This window comes from Buchnera aphidicola (Meitanaphis flavogallis) (assembly GCA_039830035.1).
Lineage (GTDB): Bacteria > Pseudomonadota > Gammaproteobacteria > Enterobacterales > Enterobacteriaceae > Buchnera_B > Buchnera_B aphidicola_AZ.
Genome location: CP140038.1, coordinates 35,023 through 61,263, shown reverse-complemented (window position 1 = coordinate 61,263; position 26,241 = coordinate 35,023). Strand labels below are relative to the sequence as shown.

The following is a 26,241-nucleotide window of genomic DNA, read 5'->3' as shown; positions in this document are numbered from 1 at the left end:
ATAAAAATTTTAATAACTAATACAAGAAACAAAAAAAAAGTCAAACTAAATAAAACATCTATTCTGCCTTATTATTATTTTAAATATTTATACCACTCTTAAGTCAGTAAGAGACCATTTAGGAAAAACAGCAATGTTTAAATCAAAATTTTTAAATTTCTTAAATCGTAACATACCTACATATGCTATCATCACACCATTATCAGTACACCACTCTGGTTTTGAAAAAAAAACTTTTTTATGAAACAACTTAGTCATACTATTTAATTTCTGTCGTAATATTATATTTGCGCTGACTCCTCCAGACACGACTAAAGTAGTATAGTTCAATTTTTTCAAAGCTTGTTTACTTTTTGTAACTAAAACATCTGTGACTGCATTTTCAAATTCTTTTGCAATATTTGCCCGCATTTGAAAATTCAGTTTTTCTTTCCTTATAACATTTGAAACAAATGTTTTTAATCCAGAAAAACTAAAATTTAAATCTTTTCGATGTATTATAGGCCTTGGAAATTTGAAATATCCAGGTATACCTGATTGCGCTAATTTAGATAAGCTTGGTCCTCCAGGGTAATTTAGGCCTAATAATTTAGCTATTTTATCAAAAGCTTCACCAACAGCATCATCTAATGATTCACCTAATAACTCGTATTTCCCAATATCATATGCATTAATCAATTGAGTATGACCACCAGATGCTAATAACCCTACAAATGGAAATTTTATCCTTGTACACTCCAACATAGGAGTTAATAAATGACCTTCCATGTGATTTACCAAAATAGTAGGTATATTTAAAGAAAAAGCCAACGAAGTAGCTAAAGTTGCACCAACTAATAAAGATCCTACTAATCCGGGCCCTGCAGTATAAGCAATAGCATCGATAGAACTTTTATCAATATTAAATTCTTGAAACATAGTTTCAATTAATGTTGCTAATACTTCAATATGCTTTCGAGACGCTAACTCCGGAACAACTCCACCATAAAAATTATGGAAATGTGATTGATTATATAATTTATCAGATAGAATACCCATAGCATCATCATATATCGCAATACCAGTATCATCACAAGAAGTTTCAATACCTAATATACGCATAAATATTTATCACTATAATAACAATTTATAAATATATCTAATATCTTTATATTATATTGCAATATAATTATATAAAAAAACTAAACATAACATATATACTAGTTAACTATCAAATAAAAAAATTGTTTCTATAATATAAATGTTACAAGTTAATACCTATAAGTATCTTACGTAAAAGACTAATATTTGTGAAAACAAAAACTATTACCATACTTCAACAATTTGAAACATATAAAATTTATTTTTAATATCATTAAGGAAATATATGCCAATAATTAAAGTTCGTGAAAACGAACCTTTTGATGTAGCTCTAAGAAGATTTAAACGATCTTGCGAAAAAGCTGGAATTTTAGCAGAAATTCGAAGAAGAGAATTTTACGAAAAACCTACTACTGAACGAAAACGTGCAAAAGCATCTGCAACAAAACGTTTAGCTAAAAAACTTTCTAGAGAGAATGCAAAACGAATCAGAATGTATTAATCTTATCACCTATTAAAACAATCAACTGACCGATCTGTATTTTAAGTTCGGTCAATATATATAAAACAATTCACTAATATGAAAGGAATAATTCCAAAAAACTTTATCAATGAACTATTAAATCATACTAATATCGTTGATATAATTAAAACACGAATACCACTTAAAAAAAGTGGAAAAAATTATAATGCACATTGCCCATTCCACCAAGAAAATACACCATCATTCACGGTAAGTTACGAAAAACAATTTTATTATTGTTTTGGATGTAATTCACATGGTAACGTTATTGATTTTTTAATAAATTATGAAAAACTAACATTTATAGAAAGTATAGAAGAACTAGCAACTATTAATGGTTTTAAAATACCATATCAAAAAAGATATCTTTGTCAAAAATTTGACTATGAAAAACGCAATAATTTGTACTTATTAACAGAAAAATTATCTCATATATATCATGAAAACATATTTAACATAAAACATGCATATAAATATTTGATGGATCGTGGAATAAATAAACTCATGATTCAATACTTTAAAATTGGTTTTTCTTGCACAAATTGGAATAATATAGGAAAAAAAATTCAAACTAGCAATTTTAAAGAACTAATCGACGTTGGAATGTTAATTATAAACGATAAAGGGTGTAAATACGACCGTTTACGTGGAAGAATAACTTTCCCCATTCATAATAAAATTGGAAAAATAGTTGGATTTGGAGGAAGATCACTCAATAATACTGTTCCTAAATATATTAATTCTCCTGAAACACATATATTTCAAAAAAGTAGAAACTTATATGGTTTATTTGAATCTTTGAAACATAATCCAAAACCTGAAAAATTATTAGTAGTAGAAGGATATTTTGACGTTATAACATTATTTCAATTTAACATTCATTATTCCATTGCTTCATTAGGAACATCCATAACTACTTATCAAATACAGCTATTATTTCGTATTACTAATACTATTATATATTGTTATGATGGCGACGTTGCAGGAAAAAAAGCTGCTTGGCGCACTTTAAACATAACTTTACCTTATATTTTTGATGGAAAACATATAAAATTTATATTTTTACCTCATGGAGAAGATCCTGATACCATAATTAGGAAGGAAGGAAAAAAAATGTTTGAACATCGTATTAACAATGCAGAAAATTTATCAGATTTTTTGTTTAACCAATTACTTGAAAATATAGATTTAAATTCTATCAATGAACGATCTTATTGGGGTTTAAACGTTATTAATCTCATTAACAAAATTCCTGGAAAAATCATGAAAATGTATCTACTCAAAGAACTAGGAAATAGAATTGGTGTTCCAGATCAAGAAATATTAAAACAATTAATTGTTGTACATACACATAAAATTTTAAAAAAAAATAAAGAAAAAAAAACAATAGCACAAACTACTATACGAATTCTTATTGGACTTTTAATACAAAATCCAAAATTAGCATTAGTGATTCCATCAACAAAACACTTTAATGATTGTCATATAACCGGATTACCCGTATTTGTAAATCTAGTAAAAACATGTATTGAATTTCCTAATTGCAATACTGGTCAAATATTAGAAACATACAGAAATACAAAAATATTTGAAAAATTAAATGAGTTAGCTAAATGGAATCATATGATCGCTACAAACAAAATACAACAAGTATTTTTAGATTCATTATCTAATATCCATAACAAAATACTAGAAGATAAAAAAAACAAACTCATAGCCAAAGAAAGAAAAATGGGATTAAAAAAATGTGAAAAAAACGAATTATGGTCTATTAATAAAAAATTAGCAAAAATATAATTGTAGTAATAATGAATTATTAAAAAATAACTATAATCTAAAAACTCATATTAAAAATTTAATATTAAAAAAATAAAATAACTTTTGCACTTAAAAATCCTATATATTACAAAATATTATGAATAATTATTAAAAATATTTAAAAAGAAACTGACAAAACATTTGAAAACATTTATATCATAAACTACTTTCGATATAATTAATCAACATTAACTATATCAATACAATATTGGATATCGTCTTATGGAGCAAAACTCACAATCAAAACTTAAACTACTAGTTACTCATGGAAAAGAACAAGGATATTTAACTTATGCTGAAGTTCATGATCACTTACCAAGCGATGTTATCAATTCCGATCAAATAGAAGACATCATCCAAATGATTAATGACATGGGTATTCAAGTAGTCGAAGAAGCGCCGGATGCCGATGATCTTATATTACAAGAAATTAGAAATACAGATACAGATGAAGATGCAGTAGAAGCAGCAGCGCTGGTATTATCCAATGTAGAATCTGAATTAGGACGTACTACTGATCCTGTTCGAATGTACATGCGAGAAATGGGTACAGTTGAATTATTAACTCGAGAAGGTGAAATTGATATAGCAAAAAAAATAGAAGATGGAATTAATCAAGTTCAATGTTCTGTTGCAGAATATCCTGAAGCTATTACTTATTTATTACAACAATATAATAGAGTAGAATTAGGAGAATTAAAACTCACTGACTTAATTAACGGATTCATAGATCCAAACTTAGAAGAAACGTTTTCACCTATTCCTCATAATATGAGATCTGAATTTATAGAAGAGGAAAATCTCCATAATAATCACGATAATTTAGATGAACAAGATGAACACACCCATCAGATTGATCCAGAATTAGCTCGAGAAAAATTTATTGAATTGAAAAATCAATATACAATAACCTATAATGCAATAAAAAACAAAAATAAAAGTCATCAAGATTCTTTAATTGAAATTCATAATTTATCAGAAATATTTAAACAATTTAGACTAGTTCCAAAACAATTTGATTATTTAGTTGATAATATGAGACATATGTTGGAAAAAATTCGAATACAAGAAAAACTTATAATGAAATTATGTATAGAACATTGCAAAATTCCAAAAAAAATTTTTTTACAATGTTGTTTTGAAAAAAAAATTAAAACAATATGGTCCAAATTATCCAAATATAAAAAACAACCATGGTTTGAAAAACTTGATGAAAAAAAAGAAGAACTTAACATTATTGCAAAAAAATTAACTTATTTCGAAAAAAAAACTGGACTCACTGTTAAGCAAATAAAAAATATAAATAAAAGAATATCTATTGGAGAAACAAAAGCCAAAAACGCAAAGAAAGAAATGGTAGAAGCAAATTTAAGATTAGTTATTTCAATTGCAAAAAAATATACAAATAGAGGATTACAATTTTTAGATTTAATTCAAGAAGGCAATATAGGACTAATGAAAGCTGTAGATAAATTCGAATACCGAAGAGGATATAAATTTTCAACATATGCTACTTGGTGGATAAGACAAGCTATTACTAGATCTATTGCAGATCAAGCCAGAACAATTAGAATACCAGTTCATATGATAGAAACTATAAACAAATTAAATCGTATTTCTAGGCAAATATTACAAACAATAGGTAGAGAACCTACACCTGAAGAACTATCAGAAAGAATGCTAATTCCAGAAGAAAAAATACGAAAAATATTAAAAATAGCAAAAGAACCAATATCAATGGAAACTCCTATCGGAGAAGACGAAGATTCTCATTTAGGCGACTTTATAGAAGATACCACATTAGAGTTACCTTTAGATTCAGCTACTTCAGAAAGCTTAAGATCCGCTACGCATAGCGTACTATCTGGACTTACAGCACGAGAAGCAAAAGTACTGCGTATGAGATTTGGAATTGACATGAACACAGATCATACTTTAGAAGAAGTAGGGAAGCAATTCGATGTTACTCGCGAAAGAATACGTCAAATAGAAGCTAAAGCATTACGAAAATTACGACATCCTAGTCGATCAGAAATATTACGTAGTTTTTTAGATGATTGAAATTTAAATCTATCGCAGAAATATTACAAGCTTCCTATTAAAAAGGAAACTATGATTAATCTAAATAAACATACATTTTTTTTAAATTTAAAAATTATTATGTCATGATAAAAAACAAGTAACAATATACCAAAAAATTACATTTATATATAAATTGCATATTAAAAAATCAGTTAAAAACTAACATTTAATTTAGTAAAATTTTTATTAAAACGTTATACTGTTAATTATTTAATAATAAAAAACCATATACAGTTTAAAATTTTTGTGTCACTATATGAAATATTTAGTTTTACTTCATATTATCACTAACAGTAACTTGCTATTTATCAGATACTTTGATAACAATATTATTAGATGTTATAGACGTCAACACAACAGAATTTGCACTAATATTTACTCGTGGTCCTATTTCAATAGGACCTAATATTTTTGCTCCTACACCTATTACAACATCATCATTAATAATTGGATAACGTTTGGTGTATACACTTCTAATGTTATCTAATAAAACAGGCTGATGAACGGTAACCACATTATCTTGTGCAATATCTGCCGTTCCTATTACAATTCCAGTAGCATGATCTAATACGATACCGTTTCCCATTTGAGTAGCAGGGTGAATATCAACTGAAAACATCACTGAAATACGATTTTGAAAATATATAGCTAATTCGTGCCGATCATTGTTCCAAAGATAATGACTTATACGATGTGCTTGTAATGCATGAAATCCTTTAAAATATAAAAATGGAATAGAATAACATTCTGTATCCACATGTTTATTATACGCTGCTTGTATATCTTTTACTGCTGCAAAAACAATATTTTGATTAAAACAATATATTTTATTTATAATATCTCGTATTGAAAGAACAGAAACAATTTCATTTCCTAATTTATTAGACAAAATATAGCTTAATGCTGAATCAAAATTTTTATGATTTAATATATAAGAATGATAAAAACCCACTAATTCTAATTCTTGATCCATTAATATTTGTGTTTCAGATAAAATTTGATTCCATATCAACTGGATTTCTTCAGAAAACATGTTTTCTCCAAACAAAATTAAACTGTTTTTAAAAAATAAACAACAACTTTTAATAACATTATTTAATTGCAATATTGTATAATATAATATTCTTCATCACAATTTACACTTACATTAATAAAATTATTTCATGAAAATTTAAAAATAGCATACAAGAACTTTAATGAAAAAAAACTAAATATATCACTAAAATTCATTTACGTTGTTAAATTTATACCAATATTATTGTATTCATTGTAAAATAAAGAACATAACTATAAGAATTGACATTACCTTTTTTATTATATCAATACAGTTATTTAGTATACTTAAAATAAAAATTATTTTAACTTGTTAAAAAAGCTAATTTTAAAAAACACTTAATATAATCTGAAATTGTATTATGAAATCATTTAAATTTATCGTTCCAATTAATATTTAAAATATCAACTATGCAAAACTATCATATTCATTGTACAAAAACATTCATACATTTTAATATCTTTTATTTAATAAAATAATATTATTAAATAAAATATGTCATATTTATATGACTTATATTAAATATTTATTCAATACCATTTAATTTTTTTTTCATCTCACTAATAAATGTTTGAATTTGATTAAAAGAAACTCCTCCTTTTACATTTTTTTTGTTTAAAGTTGACTCTAATGTCAAATGTTCATATACGTCGCGTTCAATATAATGACAATGTTCTTTTAAAACATGTAAATCTAAATTTTCTATCGACATATTTTTTTTTATTGCAAACAATACTATTTTACCAGTTATATTATGAGCATCACGAAATGCCATACCTTTTTTTACTAAATAATCAGCTAATTCAGTTGCATTAGTATAATTCTCTTGTGCTGCTTGTAAACAAATAGCATTATTAATTTCTAAATTTTCTAAAACTAAAGTAGACATCAATAAACAATCACTCCATGTATCTAAAGAATTAAATAGACCTTCTTTATCTTCTTGCATATCTTTATTATATGATAATGGCAAACCTTTTAAAATTACTAAAATATTAACCAAAAAACCAATTACTTTTCCAGATCTAGATCTTATAAGTTCTAATGAATCTGGATTTTTCTTTTGAGGCATAAGAGAAGACCCTGATGTTATTGCATCTGATAATGTTATAAATCGTGATTCAGAAGAACTAAAAAAAATTAAATCTTCTGCAAACCGAGATAAATGAATCATACTAATTGATGCAACTGATGCTAACTCTATAACATAATCTCTATCTGAAACACTATCTAAACTATTATTAGTAGCTGATGAAAATCCCATTTCTTTAGCTAATTTTTCTCGATCAATGTTCCAAGAAGTCCCAGACAAAGCTCCGCATCCTAACGGACTAACATTTAACCTTTTACATGCATCTTGTAAACGATCAATATCTCTATTTAACATTTCTACATAGGCCAAACACCAAAAAGAAAAAGTTATAGGTTGAGCTCGTTGTAAATGCGTATATCCTGGCATAATAATATATTGATTTTTTTCAGCAATGTTAATGAGAGATATTTGAAATTTTTTTATTTGTTGCAATAAAAGTATAACTTTATGTCTACACCATAATCTTAAATCAGTAGTAACTTGATCATTTCTGCTACGACCAGTATGCAGCTTTTTACCAACTTCTCCTACAATATTAATTAATTCTCTTTCCACCCAGCTATGAACATCTTCTAAATCACTTTTCAAAAGTACATCAGAATCTTTTATAGCAGTTTTTAACAAAATATTTAAAGCAGTTTCAATTTTATTTTGTTCTTCTACTGTTAATACATTAGCATCTAGCAATGACCTAGACCAAAATATAGAAGCAAAAATATCTTGCTCTACTAGTCTATAGTCAATCTTTAAAGAAGAATTAAACTTCTTAAAAAATGAATTAGATTTATGTACAAATCTACCTCCCCATAACATTTTATATTTACTCCGTTAACAATATTATATTAAAAATTATAAATGTACTTTCGATATTTATATAAACTAACAAGAACTATTATTTATTGCTCGTATTCTGGAAGATAAAGAAAACAATTTTATAAAACCATGTGCATCAGATTGATGATAAACATCATCCATACCAAATGTAGCAAAATCTTTAGAATATAAAGAATTAGGAGAATATCTCTGAATAGGAATAACTGTTCCTTTATATAATTCTAATACGACTTTTCCATTTAATTCTAAAGATAATTCAGTTACTGACGCTTGAAGTGATTTACGAATAGGACTAAACCAATTTCCATTATAAACGACATATGACATTTCCAATCCAAGCGTTTGTCTCCATTTAAAACTATCTTTATCTAATACTAATTGTTCAATAGCACGTAATGCACAAAATATTATTGTACCTCCTGGAGTTTCATAACATCCCCTTGACTTCATACCTATTAATCGATTTTCAATTATATCAATACGACCAATTCCATGCTTCGATCCTATTTCATTTAATTTTTTTAAACACTGAAATGGAGTTAAATCAATATCATTTACAGCTATTACACAACCATTTTTTATTGTTAAAGAAATAATTTCAGATGTATCCGGTGCATCTTTAGGATCCACGGTCCATGCCCAACAATCCTTGTTACATCGATTCCATGGATCTTCAAGAATTCCACCTTCTGTTGAAGTATGCAATACATTCTCATCTCTACTATAAATCTTATTAAGAGTAGCAGTTGTTGTTATATTCCTTTTTTTCAAATAAAATAGCAGCTCTTCTCGCGAGCGAAAACTCCATTCTCTCCAAGGGGCAATAATGTTTAAATGAGGCGCTAATGCAGCATATGTTGTTTCAAAACGAACCTGATCATTACCTTTTCCAGTAGCTCCATGACATACGCTATCAGCTCCTAGCTTTAATGCAATTTCAACTTGAGCTTTTGCTATAATTGGACGAGCTACAGCCGTTCCTAACAAATAATTTCCTTCATATAATGCTCCAGTTTGTAACACCGGATAAACATAATTTTTTACAAATTCTTCTTTTAAATCAACAATAATACATTGCAACGCTCCAGACTGTAATGCTTTTTCTTCAATGTGATCTAAATCATTTATAGACTGACCTATATCAGCAACAAAAGCAATTACATCTGAATGATAATTTTCCTTAATCCAAGGAATAATAGCCGATGTATCTAATCCACCTGAATAAGCTAACACTACTTTACTAACTACTTTATTATTAATCATTATAAACCTTAATTATTAAAATATTATAATTTAAGTTAAAATTATTAAAACGAACTTTACAACAAATATAATCATGTTTTATAAAAAATGTAAATATAAAATACATTCATGAAATATGATAATCATAATACAAACATAATACACATAAACCATATACCAATACTATGCAAATCCTAATTATCCATATAAACATTAAAATGATTATATTATACTAATATCTATCGCAAAGAAATAATTGAAACATATGCCATCTTTAATAAATTATATTCTTAAATTAGAAATTTCAAATGCATAGCATAAACTACCTTAAAACAAACACAATTTTATAAAAAATAGAACTAAAATAACTAATAAATACCAAATCAACATATATAAAAATTGTCTATAATAAAAACCTTTATACAGACTTATACTTTAATCCTAATATATGACAAACAGACATAACTATTTCTGACTTGTTTAAAGTATAAAAATGAAAATTTCTTACTCCTTCTTTATACAATACTTTTACAATATCTATAGTGATACTCGCACCTATAATTTTACTTATTGCAAAATTATTTTCTAATCCGTCAAACATACGATAAATCCACTTTGGAATTGTCACATTACTAATTTTAGAAAAATTACATAACTGTTGAAAATTAATAATAGGAAAAATACCTGGAATAATGTCCACAGTAATGCCATTTTTCACGCATAAATCTCGAAAGCGTAAAAAGTGATCTACGCTAAAAAAAAATTGAGTAATAGCACGATTAGCACCAGCATCAATTTTTTTCTTTAAATTAACTAAATCAAAATGCGCACTACAAGCTTCAGGATGTACTTCTGGATAAGCAGCAACAGAAATATCAAAGTCGGCTATACTTTTTAACAATTTTATTAAATCAATAGCATACATTTTAGATTGATCTTTATGATTCTTAATATCTCCTCTTAAAGCTAAAATATGATGAAATCCACTATTCCAATACTTTTTAGCAATTATTACTAATTCCTCTTTAGTTAATCCAGCACAAGTAAGATGAGGAACTGTTTCAATTCCAGTTTGATTCTTTACTTCACTCACGATATCATACGTGTAATTTCTTTCCCCTAAAAAAGCGCCACACGTTACTGTAAAAAAAACAGGATGTAAAAACTTTAATTGATTAATTGTATCCCACAAAGTTTTCTGTGCAGTTTGATTTTTAGGGGGGAATAATTCAAAAGAAACACTTATTTTACCATGAAAATTTACTACATACTCATTTAATACTTCATAATAACGCGAATTCAATAAATGCATACTATAATTCCTGTTGAAACTAAATGATTCAAAAAAATTAAAATTTTATATCATTTATGTTATTAAAATACTAAAAATAAAGATCTGAAAAAATACTAATTTGATATAAAATAATTTTATGTATTTTCATAATAAATAATATACTTTAAATAACTTATGAAAAATATAATCCGTTATATTTAACATTATATAATTATACTAAACATAACTATAATCTCATAATAGATTTCCAATAAATACCTATTATCTAAAGTTAACATTTTCTAAAATTTGATTTAAAAGTACACATGAAAAATAAAAAATAACATATGAAAAATCAATCTTTGAAAAAATTTCATACATTTCAAATCAATGTATATGCCAAAAAAATTATTATAATAAAAAGCATAAATAAACTTGTTAAAGAATGGAATTTATGTAAAAAAAAACATCTTTTTTATTTTTAGGAGAAGGTAGTAATACACTATTTTCTGAAAATTATAATGGAACAGTAGCTATTAATAAAATAACCGGTATTCAAATTACAGAAACAAAAAAACACTGGTTAATATATGTTAAAGGAGGAGTAAATTGGCATAATTTAGTCACATACATGCTTAAAATGGGAATTTATGGATTAGAAAACTTAGCATTTATTCCTGGAACAGTAGGAGCAGCTCCAATAAACAATATAGGAGCATACGGACTAGAATTTAAAGATATATGCCATTATGTAGAAATCTTTTCTTTAGAACTATTAAATACCATTAAAATAAAAGCTCAAAACTGTATATTTAAATATCGTAATAGTATTTTTAAAAATGCAAATTATTATAATTATATTGTTTTAGCTGTTGGAATAAAATTACCAAAAAAATGGAACCCCAATACTTTTCATTTATCCTTAAAAAACTTAAATCAAAAAACCACAACTGCTCATGAAATATTTGATTATATCAGAGAAATAAGAAAAAACAGATTACCTGATCCAAAAGTAATTGGAAATGCTGGTAGTTTTTTTAAAAATCCCATTATTAATAAAAAGTATGCAAAAAAGTTATTATCTAAATATAAAAATTTATGTTGTTACCCTGAAAATAATGAAAATGTAAAAATCTCAGCGAGATGGTTGATTGAAAAATGTCAATTAAAAGAATATTCAATTGGCGGAGCCCAAGTATATAAAAAACAAGCATTAATATTAATTAACAAAAATCAAGCTACAGGACAAGACGTATTAATTCTTTCTGATATTATACAAAAAAGAGTCAAAAAAAAATTTAACATTAATCTTGAACCAGAAGTCAAAATCATAAAAAACAACTACTAAAAAAATTAATTCCGTATATGAAAAAGTCAATTTTTAAATCATTTTTTGAATATTATAACATAATCACATACTTAAACTATAAAATTTAGTTCTATGTTAGAAAAACATTTAATGGTATTAATATTAGCTGTTATTTTTAAACTGAACAAAATCAATACTGTGATTATACCGTTTTTTTATAATACAATCAGCATATCTTCTTGTAGGTGAAATATGTTTTTTTAAGTTCTTATAGTTAATATTATACCATATCTCCATAGCACTATTAATAACTTCTGTATAAGACATTTTGGAATAATCATTAAAAAAAGAATTAGAATAAAACTGTGACATATATCTCAATTTTAAAAAACGACTAAGATACCATCTAATTAATGAAGTATCATTTGCATCAATATAAATAGAAAAATTAAAAATATTCGATAAATAACTCAAATCTTTTCTTTTATATAAAAAAGGATATAAAATATGCAAACCTTCTATAATAAAAATATCTGATGAATAAACAACTCTATGAAAATCCGGGATTATATCATAAAAAAAATGAGAATACACAGGAATAATCATATTTGACATTCCTGATTTTACATCTAAAAAAAACCTTACTAAAAAATCAATATTATACGTTATAGGAAATCCTTTTTGTGTCATTAATCCTAATGTATTTAAAACTTTATTAGGATATAAAAAACTATCTGTATTAATTACAGAAACAGTTTTTTTAATAAAATATTGTTGTAATATAATACGTAACCATTGAGAAATAGTACTTTTTCCAGATGCTACACTTCCAGAAATGCCTATAATATAGGGCTTTTTATGTTTTTTTTTAAAATTTTTTGCATATATTAAATCATGACACATAATATCTTTAACTAAAAAATGTAAAACATGATTAATATTAGAATTCAAAGTAAAAATCATCATGAAAAATTTAATTTCAACATTTAAGTGCATAGATAAAAATATTATTTCATAAACCAAGTATTTTTTAAAATAATTATTTAAATTACATATAAATTTATATGTAATTTATTTGCACAAAAAATAATATAGAATTATTATCAAATTTTTATTGCATAAAATTAAATCTATACGTAATATGTTAATCGTAAATGCCGGTTTAGCTCAGCAGGCAGAGCAACTGACTTGTAATCAGTAGGTCACCAGTTCGATTCCGGTAGCCGGCAGAGAAATAGTCCATTAAATAATTTGTATCGGTGGGATTCCCGAGTGGCTAAAGGGAGCAGACTGTAAATCTGCCGTCATAGACTTCGAAGGTTCGAATCCTTCTCCCACCATAATATAAAAATATCTAATTTTGCGAACATCGTATAATGGATATTACCTCAGCCTTCCAAGTTGATGATGCGGGTTCGATTCCCGCTGCTCGCTAAAAACCATATGCTGATATAGCTCAGTTAGATAGAGCACACCCTTGGTAAGGGTGAGGTCCCCAGTTTAAATCTGGGTATCAGCAAAAATATTATTATAAGATCCATACTTTTTTAAAATAACTGTTTTTATAAAAATATCTAAATATCATTCCGAAAAATTTTACATATTTTGTAACCAAATACCATTTAAATATATTAAAATTATGATTTTTTATCATATATAATAAATTTATATTCATATAAAAAAGTTATATAATAACTGAATCATTACCGCTAACAAAATCCAAAGTTAAATCTATTTCAATAAAAATATTTTTATTATTGTTCCTTATAATAGAAAAATGTTATCGTATTAACATGCAATATAATTGTATATAATTAATATTATAGGATGACAAATGACCAAAATAATCAAATTCTATAAAAATTCTTATTTTTTAGAAATAATTAAGTGGTTTAGCATAGGAACGTTAATATTATTAACTTTTATAAATTACTATTGCACTAACTTATCTTTATTGTTACGCGTAATCATAATAATATCTTTAATTAGTTTAACTATAGGAACAATATATCTAACAAAACAAGGAAAAAAATTTTTTTTATTAATTTACAAATCAAAAGAAGAAATAAAAAAAATTACTTGGCCTAATTTAAGAGAAACATTTCATACTACAATCATTGTAATAATTGCAACTTTCATCATATCCTTAAGTTTATGGGGATTAGATAATATTTTAATCCGATTTGTATCATTCGTAACTAGTTTAAGGTTATAATATGTATAAGAATCAAAAACAACGCTGGTACGTATTGCAGGCTTTTTCTGGTTTTGAAGGACGCGTAGCACAATCAATACGCGAACATATTAAATTGCATAATATGGAAAACTTATTTGGAGACGTAATGGTACCAACTGAAGAAGTCGTAGAAATTAAAGCAGGACAACGTAAAAAAAGTGAATATAAGTTCTTTCCTGGATATGTTCTCATTCAAATGACTATGAATGATTCTAGTTGGCATTTAATTCGAAGTATACCTCGTGTGTTAGGATTTATAGGAGGAACTTCAGATAAACCTTCTCCCATTAGTGATAAAGAAGTAAATATTATCATAAATCGGTTAAAACAAATCGGAGATAAACCACGACCTAAAACATTATTTGAACCTGGAGAAATGGTTAGGGTTAATGATGGTCCATTTTCAGACTTCAATGGAATAGTAGAACAAGTAGACTATGAAAAAAATAGATTAAAAGTATCAGTATCTATATTTGGAAGATCTACTCCTGTAGAATTAGATTTTTGTCAAGTTAAAAAAAATTAACATTAAACTATGAAAAAATTTTTAAAAAACCAATTATATATTTAATAAAGATTACTATTTACTATAATGAGCTTAAAGTAAAAAATTTATATCTTCTAACATATCTTGTATCAAACATATCAATATACATATTTATTGCTTATTTATTTTAAAACACATAAAAGCAATTAATTTATATATTTAAATAGTGAGAAAAATTATCATGGCTAAAAAAATACAAGCTTATATTAAACTGCAAGTTTCAGCTGGTATGGCTAATCCTAGCCCTCCAGTAGGACCAGCTTTAGGACAAAAAGGTCTAAATATTATGGAATTTTGTAAATCATTTAATGAAAAAACTAATAATTTAGAAAAAGGATTACCTATTCCTACTATAATTACTGTATATTCAGATCGATCTTTTTCTTTTATTACCAAAACACCACCTGCTTCTATTCTATTAAAAAAAGCTGCAGGAATTAAATCTGGTTCTTCTAAACCTAACACAGAAAAGGTAGGAGAAATAACTTATCAACAAGCAATAGAAATTGCTAAAGTAAAAGAAATCGATATGACAGGATCTAATATTAAAAATATAACTAAATCAATTATAGGAACAGCCCATTCTATGGGTTTAACTATTAAGGAAAAAAAATAAATGAAAAAAAAAACTAAAAGAATGAAAATAATGCATAGTTTAGTAGACGAAAAAAAAAATTATGATATTGAGGAAGGTATTACATTACTTAAAAAAATAGCAACTTCTAAATTTAATGAAAGTGTAGATGTATCTATTAATTTAGGTATTAACCCTAAAAAATCTGATCAAAACATTCGTAATAGTACTATATTACCTCATGGAACAGGAAAATCCGTAACTATAGCAGTTTTTACTCAAGGAGTTAACGTTGACATTGCAAAAAAATGTGGTGCAAAATATGTAGGATTATATGATTTAATAGAAAAAATTAAAATTGGAAATATAAATTTTAACATTGCAATTGCCTCTACAGATGTCATGCATACTGTAAATACATTAGGACCTATACTCGGACCTCGTGGTTTAATGCCAAATCCAAAATTAGGAACAGTTACTGATGATATTAAAACAGCAATTACGAATGCTAAAAATGGCCAAATAAACTATAAAAATGATAAGAATGGAATTATACATACTACAATAGGAAGAATCAATTTTGTAAATAATAAAATACAAGACAATTTTAATTCCTTAATAACAGCTTTACAAAATTCAAAACCTAAAAATTCAAAAGGACTATATATTAAAAAAATAACTATTTCTACAACCATGAGTTTAGGAATTCGTATTAACTGTAACAATTTACGATAAACAGTTAACTGATTTTTACTTTACGATAAAAGAAAAATTCTCTATAATAAAAGATTCATGTCTAAATTAACATACATAATCAATACTTTCAGATTAAAACATTTAAGTAATATTTATTTGATCTTAATATTAAAATATATAATTTAATTTTTTTGTTAATTAATTAAAAACAATAAAAAATTTTAAAAAATGTATCAATTAAAAGATTAACTTTTTATATGTAATTCCTATTAAGAATAATGTTGTTTTACAGTATTAACTAAATTTAGGAGTACATAAATTAATGGTACTAAACTTTCCAAAAAAAAAAGAAATTGTTTCTAAAATTCATAATGTAACCAAAAAAGCATTATCAATAGTTGTTGCTGACTCAAGAAACATAAAAGTAAATAACATAACTGAATTACGAGTATTAGCTAGAAAAGCAGGAGTAACATTAGGAGTTTTTAAAAATACCTTAGTTAATTTAGGTATTAAAAATACTAAATTTGAATGTTTGAAAGAACTACTTATTGGTCCTGTTCTAATTGGTTACTCTATAGATCATCCAAGAAGCGCAGCAAGACTCTTTAGAGAGTTCTCCATAAACAATACTGATTTCAAAATTCTTGGAGCTGTTTTTAAAGGAAAAATACTACCTTCATGTAGCATTAGTGAACTAGCAGATATACCTACATATAAAGAAGTAATTAGTAGATTAATGATAGTTATGAAAACAACAGCTATAGGAAAGTTAATACAAATTCTTGTATCTATAACACAATTAAAAAATAGAATATAATTTATATTTTAGAAATAACATTTAAAACTATTTTTGGGTATTATTAGGAATAAATACCATGTCCATAACAAAAGAACAAATTTTAGAAGCCATATCAGAAATGTCAGTAAAAAATGTTATTGAATTAATTTCTGACATGGAAAAAAAATTTGGTGTATCAGCTGAATCATCTATACATTCTTCATCTTCTTCAATTACAACACCCGTAGAAGAAAAAACAGAATTTGACGTTATATTAAAATCAATTGGCAGCAATAAAGTATCAGTTATAAAAGCTGTAAGAAGTTCTACTGGTTTAGGGTTAAAAGAAGCAAAAGATTTAGTAGAATCAGCTCCTACTGTAATTAAAGAACGCATTACTAAAATAGAAGCTGAATCTTTAAAAAAAATTTTAGATGAAACAGGTGCTGAAGTAGAAATTAAATAAAAAAATTTTTTTAAATTATTGATTTAGATTATGTACATTATTTGCTGGTGATTCTAAGTCACCAGCCTTTTCTATTTAATTGTTTAAAATTTACAATTATCTTTTAATATTTATAACATTCTTGAGTTAAACAATTACTTCATTGTCCTTTATTTTATAAACAACATGTAATTCAAAAAAGATTTTTGGAAAAATTCAAAATTACTATAGTTATTTGTAAAAGTGCAATAATAATTCTATTGACTAATCAGGAAATCCTATGGTTTACTCTTATACTGAAAAAAAACGTATTCGCAAAGACTTTGGCAAACGTCCAAAAGTGCTTGATATACCATACCTTCTTTCTATTCAACTCAATTCTTTCCAAAAATTTATAGAACAAGATCCTAACGGTTTGTATGGATTAGAAGCTGCATTTCGTTCAATATTTCCAATTACTAGTTATAATGGTCACGCTGAATTGCAATATATAGAATATCATTTAGGAAATACTATTTTTGACGTAAAAGAATGCCAAACTCGAGGTACTACTTATTCTGCACCGCTACGCGTAAAATTACGCCTAATTATATATGAACGCGAAACATTAGAAAAAACAATTAGATATATTAAAGAACAAGAAGTATATATGGGAGAGATTCCATTAATGACAAAAAATGGAACATTCATCATCAATGGAACTGAAAGAGTCGTAGTGTCTCAATTACATCGAAGTCCAGGCGTATTTTTTGATAGCGATAAAGGAAAAACACATTCATCAGGAAAAGTTTTATATAACGCACGCATTATCCCATATAGAGGATCATGGTTAGATTTTGAATTTGATCCAAAAGATCACTTATTTATTCGTATTGACAGACGAAGAAAACTACCTGTAAGTATTATTTTAAGAGCATTAAATTTTACTACAGAAGAAATTTTGAATATATTTTTTAAAAAAAATATTTTTAAAATATTTCCTAAAAAAATCATAATGGAACTAATTCCGACAAGATTGCGTGGAGAAACTGCAACTTTTGATTTTAATAGCAAAAATAAAACCTACATAAAAAAAGGCCAACGCATTACTGCTCGACACATTAATTTACTAAAACAAGACAACATTACTTCTATAGAAGTACCAATAGAATACTTAGTAGGAAAAATATCAGCAAAAAACTATTATAATAAAAAAACCAAAGATATCATTGTACAAGTGAACTCTGAACTAAATATTGAAATAATTAAAAAATTAAAATTAAATGGCTATTCTGAAATTCAAACAATATTTACCAACGATTTAGATCACGGACCATACATTTCCGAAACATTAAAAATAGATTCTACGCAAGATCGACCTAGTGCATTAATTGAAATTTATCGAATGATGCGTCCTGGAGAACCTCCAACACGTGATGCTACAGAAAACTTATTTGAAAATCTATTTTTTTCTGAAGAAAGATATGATCTTTCATCAGTTGGACGAATGAAATTTAATCGTTCTTTACTAAGAACAAAAATAGAAGGAAAAGGTACTTTAAGTAAAATAGATATTATCGATGTAATAAAAAAATTAATTGATATTCGAAATGGCAAAGGAGATATTGATGATATTGATCATTTAGGAAATAGAAGAATAAGATCAGTAGGAGAAATGGCAGAAAATCAATTTAGAATAGGATTAATACGAGTTGAAAGAGCTGTAAAAGAAAGATTATCTTTAGGAGATTTAGACTTACTCATGCCTCAAGATATGATTAATGCTAAACCAATCTCAGCTGCTATAAAAGAATTTTTTGGATCTAGTCAATTATCTCAATTCATGGATCAAAACAATCCACTATCAGAAATTACACACAAACGTCGTATTTCTGCATTAGGAATAGGTGGATTAACTAGAGAAAGGGCTGGATTTGAGGTACGAGATGTACACCCTACGCATTATGGTCGAGTATGTCCAATTGAAACTCCAGAAGGACCAAACATAGGTTTAATAAATTCTTTATCTGTATATGCAAGAACAAACATATATGGTTTTTTAGAAACTCCCTATCAAAAAGTAAAAGAAGGAACTATAACTAATAAAATAGAATATCTTTCTGCTATTGAAGAAGGAAATTTTGTCATTGCACAAGCTAACACCAACTCAAACGAAAATGGTTGTTTTACAGATGATTTAGTAACATGTAGATATAAAGGCGAATCTAGTTTATTCCATAAAAATCAAGTGAACTATATGGATGTATCTACTCAGCAAATAGTTTCTGTAGGTGCATCATTAATTCCATTTTTAGAACATGATGATGCTAATAGAGCTCTGATGGGTGCTAATATGCAACGACAAGCAGTTCCTACACTTATATCAGATAAACCATTAATAGGAACTGGAATGGAACGAACTGTAGCTATTGATTCAGGCGTAACAGAAATAGCTCGAAGAGGTGGAATAATTAAATACATAGATGCATCTAGAATTGTCATTAAAGTCAACAAAGAAGAAATGCTTCCTGGAGAAGCAGGTATAGATATTTATAATCTTACGAAATATACCAGATCTAATCAAAACACATGTATAAATCAAATACCATGTGTATCTTTAGGAGAAAAAATAGAAAAAGGAAATGTATTAGCAGATGGTCCATCAACTGATTTAGGAGAACTCGCTTTAGGACAAAATATGCGCGTAGCTTTCATGCCTTGGAATGGATATAACTTTGAAGACTCTATCTTAATTTCAGAAAAAGTTGTTCAAAAAGATAAATTTACTACAATTCATATTCAAGAATTAGCATGTATTTCTAGAGATACCAAATTAGGATCTGAAGAAATTACATCAGATATACCTAACGTAGGAGAAGCTGCATTATCTAAATTAGATGAATCAGGCATTGTTTATATTGGAGCTGAAGTAAATGGAGGAGATATCTTAGTCGGAAAAGTAACTCCAAAAGGTGAAACACAATTGACACCAGAAGAAAAATTGTTAAGAGCTATATTTGGAGAAAAAGCTTCCGATGTTAAAGATTCTTCTTTGAGAGTTCCTAATGGAGTGTCTGGAACAGTTATTGATGTACAAGTATTTACTCGAGACGGAGTAGAAAAAGATAATAGAGCACTAAAAATAGAAAATATGCAACTTCAAAAAATTAAAAAAGATTTAACAGAAGAATTTAAAATATTTGAGTTCAGCATATTTAACCAAATACAATCAATTCTATTATCGTCAGGAATTGACATAAATCACTTAAATCAATTATCTAAAAAAGAATGGTTAAAAATTTCTGTAAATGACAAAAAAAATCAAAAAAAATTAACACAATTATCTTCACAATATGATGATCTTAAAAAAGAATTTAAAACAAAATTAGAAATTGAACATAAAAAAATTACTCAAGGAGATGATTTAACTCCTGGAGTTCTAAAAATTATTAAAGTTTATTTAGCAGTAAAAAGACAAATTCAACCTGGTGATAAAATGGCTGGCCGTCATGGAAATAAGGGAGTAATTTCAAAAATTAATCCTATAGAAGACATGCCATATGATCAAAACGGAATTCCTATAGACATTGTATTAAATCCTTTAGGGGTTCCATCTAGAATGAACATTGGACAAATTTTAGAGACTCATTTAGGATTAGCATCAAAAGGAATAGGAGACAAAATCAATGAAATGTTAGAAACAAATGATTCTATTGTAAATATTCGAAATTTTATTCAAAAAGCCTTCAATTTAGGTGAATGCGTCCAACAAAAAGTTAATTTAGACACTTTTTCTGATGATGAAATACTATGTTTAGCACAAAATTTTAGACATGGTATGCCTATTGCAACACCTGTCTTTGATGGAGCAAGAGAACATGAAATAAAAGAACTATTAAAATTAGCAAATTTACCTTCTTCTGGACAAATAACTCTTTTTGATGGACGAACTGGTGAAAAATTTGAAAGACCAGTAACTGTAGGTTACATGTATATGCTAAAACTTAATCACCTTGTCGATGACAAAATGCATGCAAGATCTACTGGATCTTATAGTCTAGTTACTCAGCAACCATTAGGCGGAAAAGCTCAATTTGGAGGACAAAGATTTGGAGAAATGGAAGTTTGGGCTTTAGAAGCTTATGGCGCTGCTTATACTTTACAAGAAATGCTAACAGTGAAATCAGACGATGTTAGTGGAAGAACTAAAATGTATAAAAATATAGTAGATGGAAATTATAAAATGGAACCAGGAATGCCCGAATCTTTTAATGTTTTATTAAAAGAAATCAAATCTTTAGGAATTAATATAGAATTAGAAAATGATTAATAATATAAAATTAACGTTTTACAATATCTTACTATCTAGTGTAATTATCTTCAAATGTTTTACTTTGCCGGGAACTAATTCGTGAAAGATTTATTAAAAATTTTAAAATCACAAATTAAAACTGATGAATTTGACGCAATAAAAATTGCTCTTGCTTCTCCAGATATGATTCGCTCTTGGTCATTTGGAGAAGTTAAAAAACCAGAAACTATTAATTATAGGACTTTCAAACCAGAGAGAAATGGATTATTTTGTGCACGAATTTTTGGTCCAATCAAAGATTACGAATGTTTGTGCGGAAAATATAAAAGATTAAAACACCGTGGAGTAATTTGTGAAAAATGCGGCGTTGAAGTTACTCAAAGCAAAGTTCGTAGAGAGCGTATGGGACATATCGAATTAGCTTCACCAATTGCACATATTTGGTTTTTAAAATCTTTACCATCAAGAATCGGAATATTACTAGATATGCCGTTACGAGATATTGAAAGAGTTCTTTATTTTGAATCTTATGTTGTAGTTGAAGAAGGAATTACTAATCTCGAAAAAAATCAAATTTTAACTGAAGAGCAATATTTAAATGCATTAGAAGAATTTGGAGACGAATTTAATGCACAAATGGGTGCAGAAGCAATACAAACATTATTAACTAATATAAATTTAATACCAGAATGCGAAATCTTGAGAAAAGAATTACATAATAGTCATTCCGAAACAAAAAGAAAAAAGCTAACAAAACGAATTAAATTATTAGAATCATTTATACACTCACATAATAAGCCCGAATGGATGATATTAAACGCATTACCTATTTTACCGCCTGATCTTAGACCGTTAGTTCCATTAGATGGAGGACGATTTGCTACATCTGATTTAAATGATTTATATCGTAGAGTGATCAACAGAAATAACCGTTTAAAACGTTTATTAGAATTATCAGCACCTGATATTATCGTCAGAAATGAAAAAAGAATGTTACAAGAAGCAGTAGATGCATTATTAGATAATGGAAGAAGAGGTAAAGCTATAACAGGATCAAATAAACGTCCACTTAAATCGTTGTCTGACATGATTAAAGGAAAGCAAGGTCGATTCAGACAAAATTTACTAGGAAAAAGAGTAGATTATTCAGGAAGATCAGTAATTACCGTTGGACCTTATTTGCGTTTACATCAATGTGGTTTACCTAAAAAAATGGCTTTAGAATTGTTTAAACCATTTATTTACGGAAAACTAGAAATACAAGGATTAGCTACTACCATTAAAGCAGCTAAAAAGATGGTAGAACGCGAAGAATCTATTGTATGGGACATTTTAGACGAAGTTATTCACGAACATCCAGTATTACTTAATCGAGCACCTACTCTACATCGATTAGGAATTCAAGCTTTTGAACCAGTTTTGGTAGAAGGTAAAGCTATACAATTACATCCGCTAGTATGTGCAGCATATAATGCAGATTTTGATGGAGATCAAATGGCTGTGCATGTACCACTGACGTTAGAAGCTCAATTAGAAGCACGATCTTTAATGATGTCTACAAATAATATTTTATCACCTGCTAATGGAGAACCAATTATCGTACCCTCTCAAGACGTCGTATTAGGACTGTATTACATGACTCGAGAAAAAATAAATGCAAAAGGAGAAGGTATGATATTAAATAGTCCAAATGAAGCTGAAAGAATATATCGTATGGGGTTAGCTAAACTACATGCTAAAGTTAAAGTTCGAATTTCAGAATATAGTTTTACAGAAAATAAAAATCTTTTAAAACAAAAAAAGATTATAAACACTACTATAGGAAGAGCAATTTTGTGGATGATTGTTCCTAAAGGATTACCTTTTTCTATAGTAAACCAAACATTAAGAAAAAAATCTATTTCTACTATGCTTAATACCTGTTATCGAATATTAGGGCTAAAATCAACTGTATATTTCGCAGATCAAATTATGTATACAGGATTTGCTTATGCTGCACGATCAGGTGCGTCAGTGGGAATTGATGACATGGTAATTCCAGAAAAAAAAGCTGACATTATTACAGAAGCAGAAATTGAAGTAGCAGAAATACAAGATCAGTTCCAATCAGGATTAGTCACCGCAGGTGAAAGATACAACAAAGTTATTGACATTTGGGCAGCTGCTAACGAACGTGTTGCAAAAGCTATGATGAAAAATTTATCCACAGAATTAGTAGCTAATAAAGAAGGAAAAATCATAAAACAAACTTCTTTCAATAATATTTTTATGATGGCAGATTCAGGTGCTAGAGGATCTGCAGCTCAAATTCGGCAATTAGCTGGAATGAGAGGATTAATGGCTAAACCAGACGGATCCATCATTGAAACACCAATTACGGCTAACTTCAGAGAGGGACTCAATGTATTACAATATTTTATTTCCACTCATGGTGCGCGAAAAGGTTTAGCTGATACTGCTCTAAAAACTGCTAATTCAGGATACTTAACTCGTCGTTTAGTCGATGTTGCTCAAGATTTAGTAGTTACTGAAGAAGATTGTAATACACACGAAGGTATTATTATGACTGCTATAATAGAAGGAGGGGATGTTAAAGAACCGTTAAGAGAAAAAGTTTTAGGTCGGGTAACAGTAGAAAACATATTAAAACCTTATTCTGCTAATATACTAATACCTAGAAATACGTTATTGAACGAAAAATGGTGTGATATTTTAGAAAAAAATTCCATAGACAACGTAAAAGTAAGATCAGTTGTTAATTGTGAAACAAATTTCGGTGTATGCGCTCACTGCTATGGAAGGGATTTAGCTAGAGGAAAAATAGTCGAAAAAGGTGAAGCAATTGGAGTTATTGCCGCTCAATCTATTGGAGAACCAGGTACACAACTTACAATGCGTACCTTTCATATCGGAGGTGCTGCTTCTAGAGCTGCAACAGAGTCTAATATACAAGTTAAAAATTTTGGAAATATAAAACTAAACAATGCTAAATCTGTAATTAATTCAGAAGGAAAAATAATTATTACTTCTCGAAACGTTGAATTACAGGTTATTGATGAAGTTAGAAGAACTAAAGAAAGTTATAAAGTTCCATACGGAGCTATATTAGCCAAACAAGATAAAGAAAAAGTAAAACCAGGAGAAATAGTAGCAAAATGGGATCCTCATACCATTCCAGTAATTTCTGAAGTAAATGGATATGTTAAATTTATCGATATGATTGACGGACAAAGTATTACTCGACAAACTGACGAATTAACAGGCTTAACATCTATAGTTGTTTTAGATACATCAGAAAGAACAACAACTGGAAAAGATTTAAGACCATCATTAAAAGTCATTGACTCTAATAACAATGATGTGTTAATTACTGGAACTGATATGCCAGCGCAATATTTTTTGCCAGGAAAAGCTATAGTACAAATCGATAATAATATTAAAATTAGATCAGGAGATACTTTAGCTAGAATTCCCCAAGAGTCAGGAGGAACAAAAGATATTACGGGAGGTTTACCAAGAGTAGCTGATCTTTTTGAAGCACGTCGTCCAAAAGAATTAGCGATTTTAGCTGAAATTAGCGGTTTTATCTCTTTTGGAAAAGATACTAAAGGAAAAAATCGGTTAATTATTACACCATACGATGGCAATAATTCTTATGAAGAAATGATTCCAAAATGGAGACAATTAAACGTTTTCGAAGGAGAAAGAGTTGAAAAAGGTGATATTATATCTGATGGACCAGAATCTCCTCATGATATTTTGAGATTAAGAGGTGTTCAAGCTGTAACAAAATATATTGTCAATGAGGTTCAAGAAGTATATCGTCTCCAAGGAGTTAAAATCAATGATAAACATATTGAAGTAATAATACGACAAATGTTAAGAAAAGCCACTATTATTCAATCTGGACATTCAGAATTTTTAAACGGAGAACAAGTTGAATATTCCCGAGTAAAAGTATCTAATAAAAAACTCAATGAGAAAAGAAAAATGTTAGCAACATTTTCAAGAGACTTATTAGGAATTACTAAAGCTTCTCTTGCAACAGAATCATTTATATCTGCAGCTTCTTTTCAAGAAACTACAAGAGTACTTACTGAATCAGCAGTAGCAGGAAAACAGGATGATTTAAGAGGATTAAAAGAAAACGTTATTGTAGGACGACTAATTCCTGCAGGAACAGGATATGCTTACCATAAAAAACGCTTAAATCGTCGTAGAAAAGAAAATACAACTTCTAATAACATATCTTCTTCTTCTATTAGTGCAGAAGAAGCATCTGCCAATTTATCTGAATTATTGAATTCTACTTTATAAATTAAAATTAGAAATAAACATTTGCTATTTATGTAAATGTTTATTT

17 protein-coding genes, 4 tRNA genes and 1 pseudogene are annotated in these 26,241 nt (G+C 27.5%); 16 read left to right on the top strand and 6 right to left on the bottom strand.

What is annotated here, in order from left to right; translation table 11 throughout:
• Window positions 1-87: 87 nt before the first annotated feature.
• Window positions 88-1,101, bottom strand: coding sequence for a tRNA (adenosine(37)-N6)-threonylcarbamoyltransferase complex transferase subunit TsaD (gene tsaD / locus U0T59_00255; protein ID XBC43370.1), 1,014 nt, complete (start codon window positions 1,099-1,101; stop codon window positions 88-90).
• 265 nt (window positions 1,102-1,366) lie between these two features.
• On the opposite strand from tsaD, the gene rpsU reads away from it, so the two are divergent.
• From rpsU to rpoD, 3 genes are all read left to right on the top strand, one after another.
• Window positions 1,367-1,582, top strand: coding sequence for a 30S ribosomal protein S21 (rpsU, locus tag U0T59_00250; GenBank protein ID XBC43369.1), 216 nt, complete (start codon window positions 1,367-1,369; stop codon window positions 1,580-1,582).
• A 78-nt stretch (window positions 1,583-1,660) separates the two neighbouring features.
• Window positions 1,661-3,400, top strand: coding sequence for a DNA primase (gene dnaG / locus U0T59_00245; GenBank protein ID XBC43368.1), 1,740 nt, complete (start codon window positions 1,661-1,663; stop codon window positions 3,398-3,400).
• A gap of 243 nt (window positions 3,401-3,643) precedes the next feature.
• Window positions 3,644-5,482: an RNA polymerase sigma factor RpoD gene (gene rpoD, locus U0T59_00240; protein XBC43367.1), complete on the top strand. Its 1,839-nt coding sequence runs from the start codon at window positions 3,644-3,646 to the stop codon at window positions 5,480-5,482.
• 322 nt (window positions 5,483-5,804) lie between these two features.
• Here rpoD and cysE read toward each other — a convergent pair whose 3' ends face one another.
• The 4 genes from cysE to metF form a co-directional block, all read right to left on the bottom strand.
• The gene (gene cysE / locus U0T59_00235; protein XBC43366.1) at window positions 5,805-6,536 is read right to left on the bottom strand and encodes a serine O-acetyltransferase; all 732 of its coding nucleotides are present in this window, start codon (window positions 6,534-6,536) and stop codon (window positions 5,805-5,807) included.
• A 547-nt stretch (window positions 6,537-7,083) separates the two neighbouring features.
• Window positions 7,084-8,463 carry an argininosuccinate lyase gene (gene argH, locus U0T59_00230; GenBank protein ID XBC43365.1) on the bottom strand — a complete coding sequence of 460 codons (1,380 nt, stop codon included), beginning with the start codon at window positions 8,461-8,463 and terminating at the stop codon, window positions 7,084-7,086.
• 66 nt (window positions 8,464-8,529) lie between these two features.
• Entirely contained in the window at window positions 8,530-9,744 is a 1,215-nt protein-coding gene (locus U0T59_00225; protein ID XBC43599.1) for an argininosuccinate synthase, read from the bottom strand.
• 400 nt (window positions 9,745-10,144) lie between these two features.
• Window positions 10,145-11,038: a methylenetetrahydrofolate reductase gene (metF, locus tag U0T59_00220; protein ID XBC43364.1), complete on the bottom strand. Its 894-nt coding sequence runs from the start codon at window positions 11,036-11,038 to the stop codon at window positions 10,145-10,147.
• A 484-nt stretch (window positions 11,039-11,522) separates the two neighbouring features.
• Between metF and murB the strand changes: the two are divergent.
• Window positions 11,523-12,347, top strand: a pseudogene (gene murB, locus U0T59_00215) (UDP-N-acetylmuramate dehydrogenase).
• Between the two features lie 123 nt (window positions 12,348-12,470).
• Here murB and coaA read toward each other — a convergent pair.
• The gene (coaA, locus tag U0T59_00210; GenBank protein ID XBC43363.1) at window positions 12,471-13,304 is read right to left on the bottom strand and encodes a type I pantothenate kinase; all 834 of its coding nucleotides are present in this window, start codon (window positions 13,302-13,304) and stop codon (window positions 12,471-12,473) included.
• Window positions 13,305-13,464: 160 nt separating this feature from the next.
• Here coaA and U0T59_00205 point away from each other — a divergent pair.
• The 12 genes from U0T59_00205 to rpoC all read left to right on the top strand — a co-directional run bounded on the left by U0T59_00205 (window position 13,465) and on the right by rpoC (window position 26,195).
• Window positions 13,465-13,537, top strand: a tRNA-Thr gene (locus tag U0T59_00205).
• A 29-nt stretch (window positions 13,538-13,566) separates the two neighbouring features.
• Window positions 13,567-13,648: transfer RNA gene (locus U0T59_00200), tRNA-Tyr, on the top strand.
• A gap of 22 nt (window positions 13,649-13,670) precedes the next feature.
• Window positions 13,671-13,742 (top strand) — tRNA-Gly (locus U0T59_00195).
• Between the two features lie 11 nt (window positions 13,743-13,753).
• Window positions 13,754-13,827: transfer RNA gene (locus tag U0T59_00190), tRNA-Thr, on the top strand.
• A 315-nt stretch (window positions 13,828-14,142) separates the two neighbouring features.
• Window positions 14,143-14,523, top strand: a complete 381-nt coding sequence (gene secE / locus U0T59_00185; GenBank protein XBC43362.1) for a preprotein translocase subunit SecE — start codon at window positions 14,143-14,145, stop codon at window positions 14,521-14,523.
• Window position 14,524: 1 nt separating this feature from the next.
• Complete coding sequence (nusG, locus tag U0T59_00180) at window positions 14,525-15,070, top strand: transcription termination/antitermination protein NusG (protein XBC43361.1); 546 nt, start codon at window positions 14,525-14,527, stop codon at window positions 15,068-15,070.
• 202 nt (window positions 15,071-15,272) lie between these two features.
• Window positions 15,273-15,707 carry a 50S ribosomal protein L11 gene (rplK, locus tag U0T59_00175; protein ID XBC43360.1) on the top strand — a complete coding sequence of 145 codons (435 nt, stop codon included), beginning with the start codon at window positions 15,273-15,275 and terminating at the stop codon, window positions 15,705-15,707.
• Complete coding sequence (gene rplA, locus U0T59_00170; protein XBC43359.1) at window positions 15,708-16,400, top strand: 50S ribosomal protein L1; 693 nt, start codon at window positions 15,708-15,710, stop codon at window positions 16,398-16,400. It abuts the gene before it with no gap.
• A gap of 283 nt (window positions 16,401-16,683) precedes the next feature.
• Window positions 16,684-17,181 (top strand): 50S ribosomal protein L10, encoded by a 498-nt coding sequence (gene rplJ / locus U0T59_00165; protein XBC43358.1) that lies wholly within the window; start codon window positions 16,684-16,686, stop codon window positions 17,179-17,181.
• A gap of 58 nt (window positions 17,182-17,239) precedes the next feature.
• Window positions 17,240-17,608 (top strand): 50S ribosomal protein L7/L12, encoded by a 369-nt coding sequence (gene rplL / locus U0T59_00160; protein XBC43357.1) that lies wholly within the window; start codon window positions 17,240-17,242, stop codon window positions 17,606-17,608.
• 259 nt (window positions 17,609-17,867) lie between these two features.
• Window positions 17,868-21,896, top strand: a complete 4,029-nt coding sequence (gene rpoB / locus U0T59_00155) for a DNA-directed RNA polymerase subunit beta (GenBank protein ID XBC43356.1) — start codon at window positions 17,868-17,870, stop codon at window positions 21,894-21,896.
• 81 nt (window positions 21,897-21,977) lie between these two features.
• Entirely contained in the window at window positions 21,978-26,195 is a 4,218-nt protein-coding gene (gene rpoC, locus U0T59_00150; protein ID XBC43355.1) for a DNA-directed RNA polymerase subunit beta', read from the top strand.
• The last annotated feature ends 46 nt before the right edge of the window (window positions 26,196-26,241 follow it).

Bases quoted from the DNA above. Each gene is read 5' to 3' on its own strand.
- tsaD (XBC43370.1), bottom strand. From the start codon at position 1,101: ATGCGTATATTAGGTATTGAAACTTCTTGTGATGATACTGGTATTGCG.
- rpsU (XBC43369.1), top strand. From the start codon at position 1,367: ATGCCAATAATTAAAGTTCGTGAAAACGAACCTTTTGATGTAGCTCTA.
- dnaG (XBC43368.1), top strand. From the start codon at position 1,661: ATGAAAGGAATAATTCCAAAAAACTTTATCAATGAACTATTAAATCAT.
- rpoD (XBC43367.1), top strand. From the start codon at position 3,644: ATGGAGCAAAACTCACAATCAAAACTTAAACTACTAGTTACTCATGGA.
- cysE (XBC43366.1), bottom strand. From the start codon at position 6,536: ATGTTTTCTGAAGAAATCCAGTTGATATGGAATCAAATTTTATCTGAA.
- argH (XBC43365.1), bottom strand. From the start codon at position 8,463: ATGTTATGGGGAGGTAGATTTGTACATAAATCTAATTCATTTTTTAAG.
- metF (XBC43364.1), bottom strand. From the start codon at position 11,038: ATGCATTTATTGAATTCGCGTTATTATGAAGTATTAAATGAGTATGTA.
- coaA (XBC43363.1), bottom strand. From the start codon at position 13,304: ATGCACTTAAATGTTGAAATTAAATTTTTCATGATGATTTTTACTTTG.
- secE (XBC43362.1), top strand. From the start codon at position 14,143: ATGACCAAAATAATCAAATTCTATAAAAATTCTTATTTTTTAGAAATA.
- nusG (XBC43361.1), top strand. From the start codon at position 14,525: ATGTATAAGAATCAAAAACAACGCTGGTACGTATTGCAGGCTTTTTCT.
- rplK (XBC43360.1), top strand. From the start codon at position 15,273: ATGGCTAAAAAAATACAAGCTTATATTAAACTGCAAGTTTCAGCTGGT.
- rplA (XBC43359.1), top strand. From the start codon at position 15,708: ATGAAAAAAAAAACTAAAAGAATGAAAATAATGCATAGTTTAGTAGAC.
- rplJ (XBC43358.1), top strand. From the start codon at position 16,684: ATGGTACTAAACTTTCCAAAAAAAAAAGAAATTGTTTCTAAAATTCAT.
- rplL (XBC43357.1), top strand. From the start codon at position 17,240: ATGTCCATAACAAAAGAACAAATTTTAGAAGCCATATCAGAAATGTCA.
- rpoB (XBC43356.1), top strand. From the start codon at position 17,868: ATGGTTTACTCTTATACTGAAAAAAAACGTATTCGCAAAGACTTTGGC.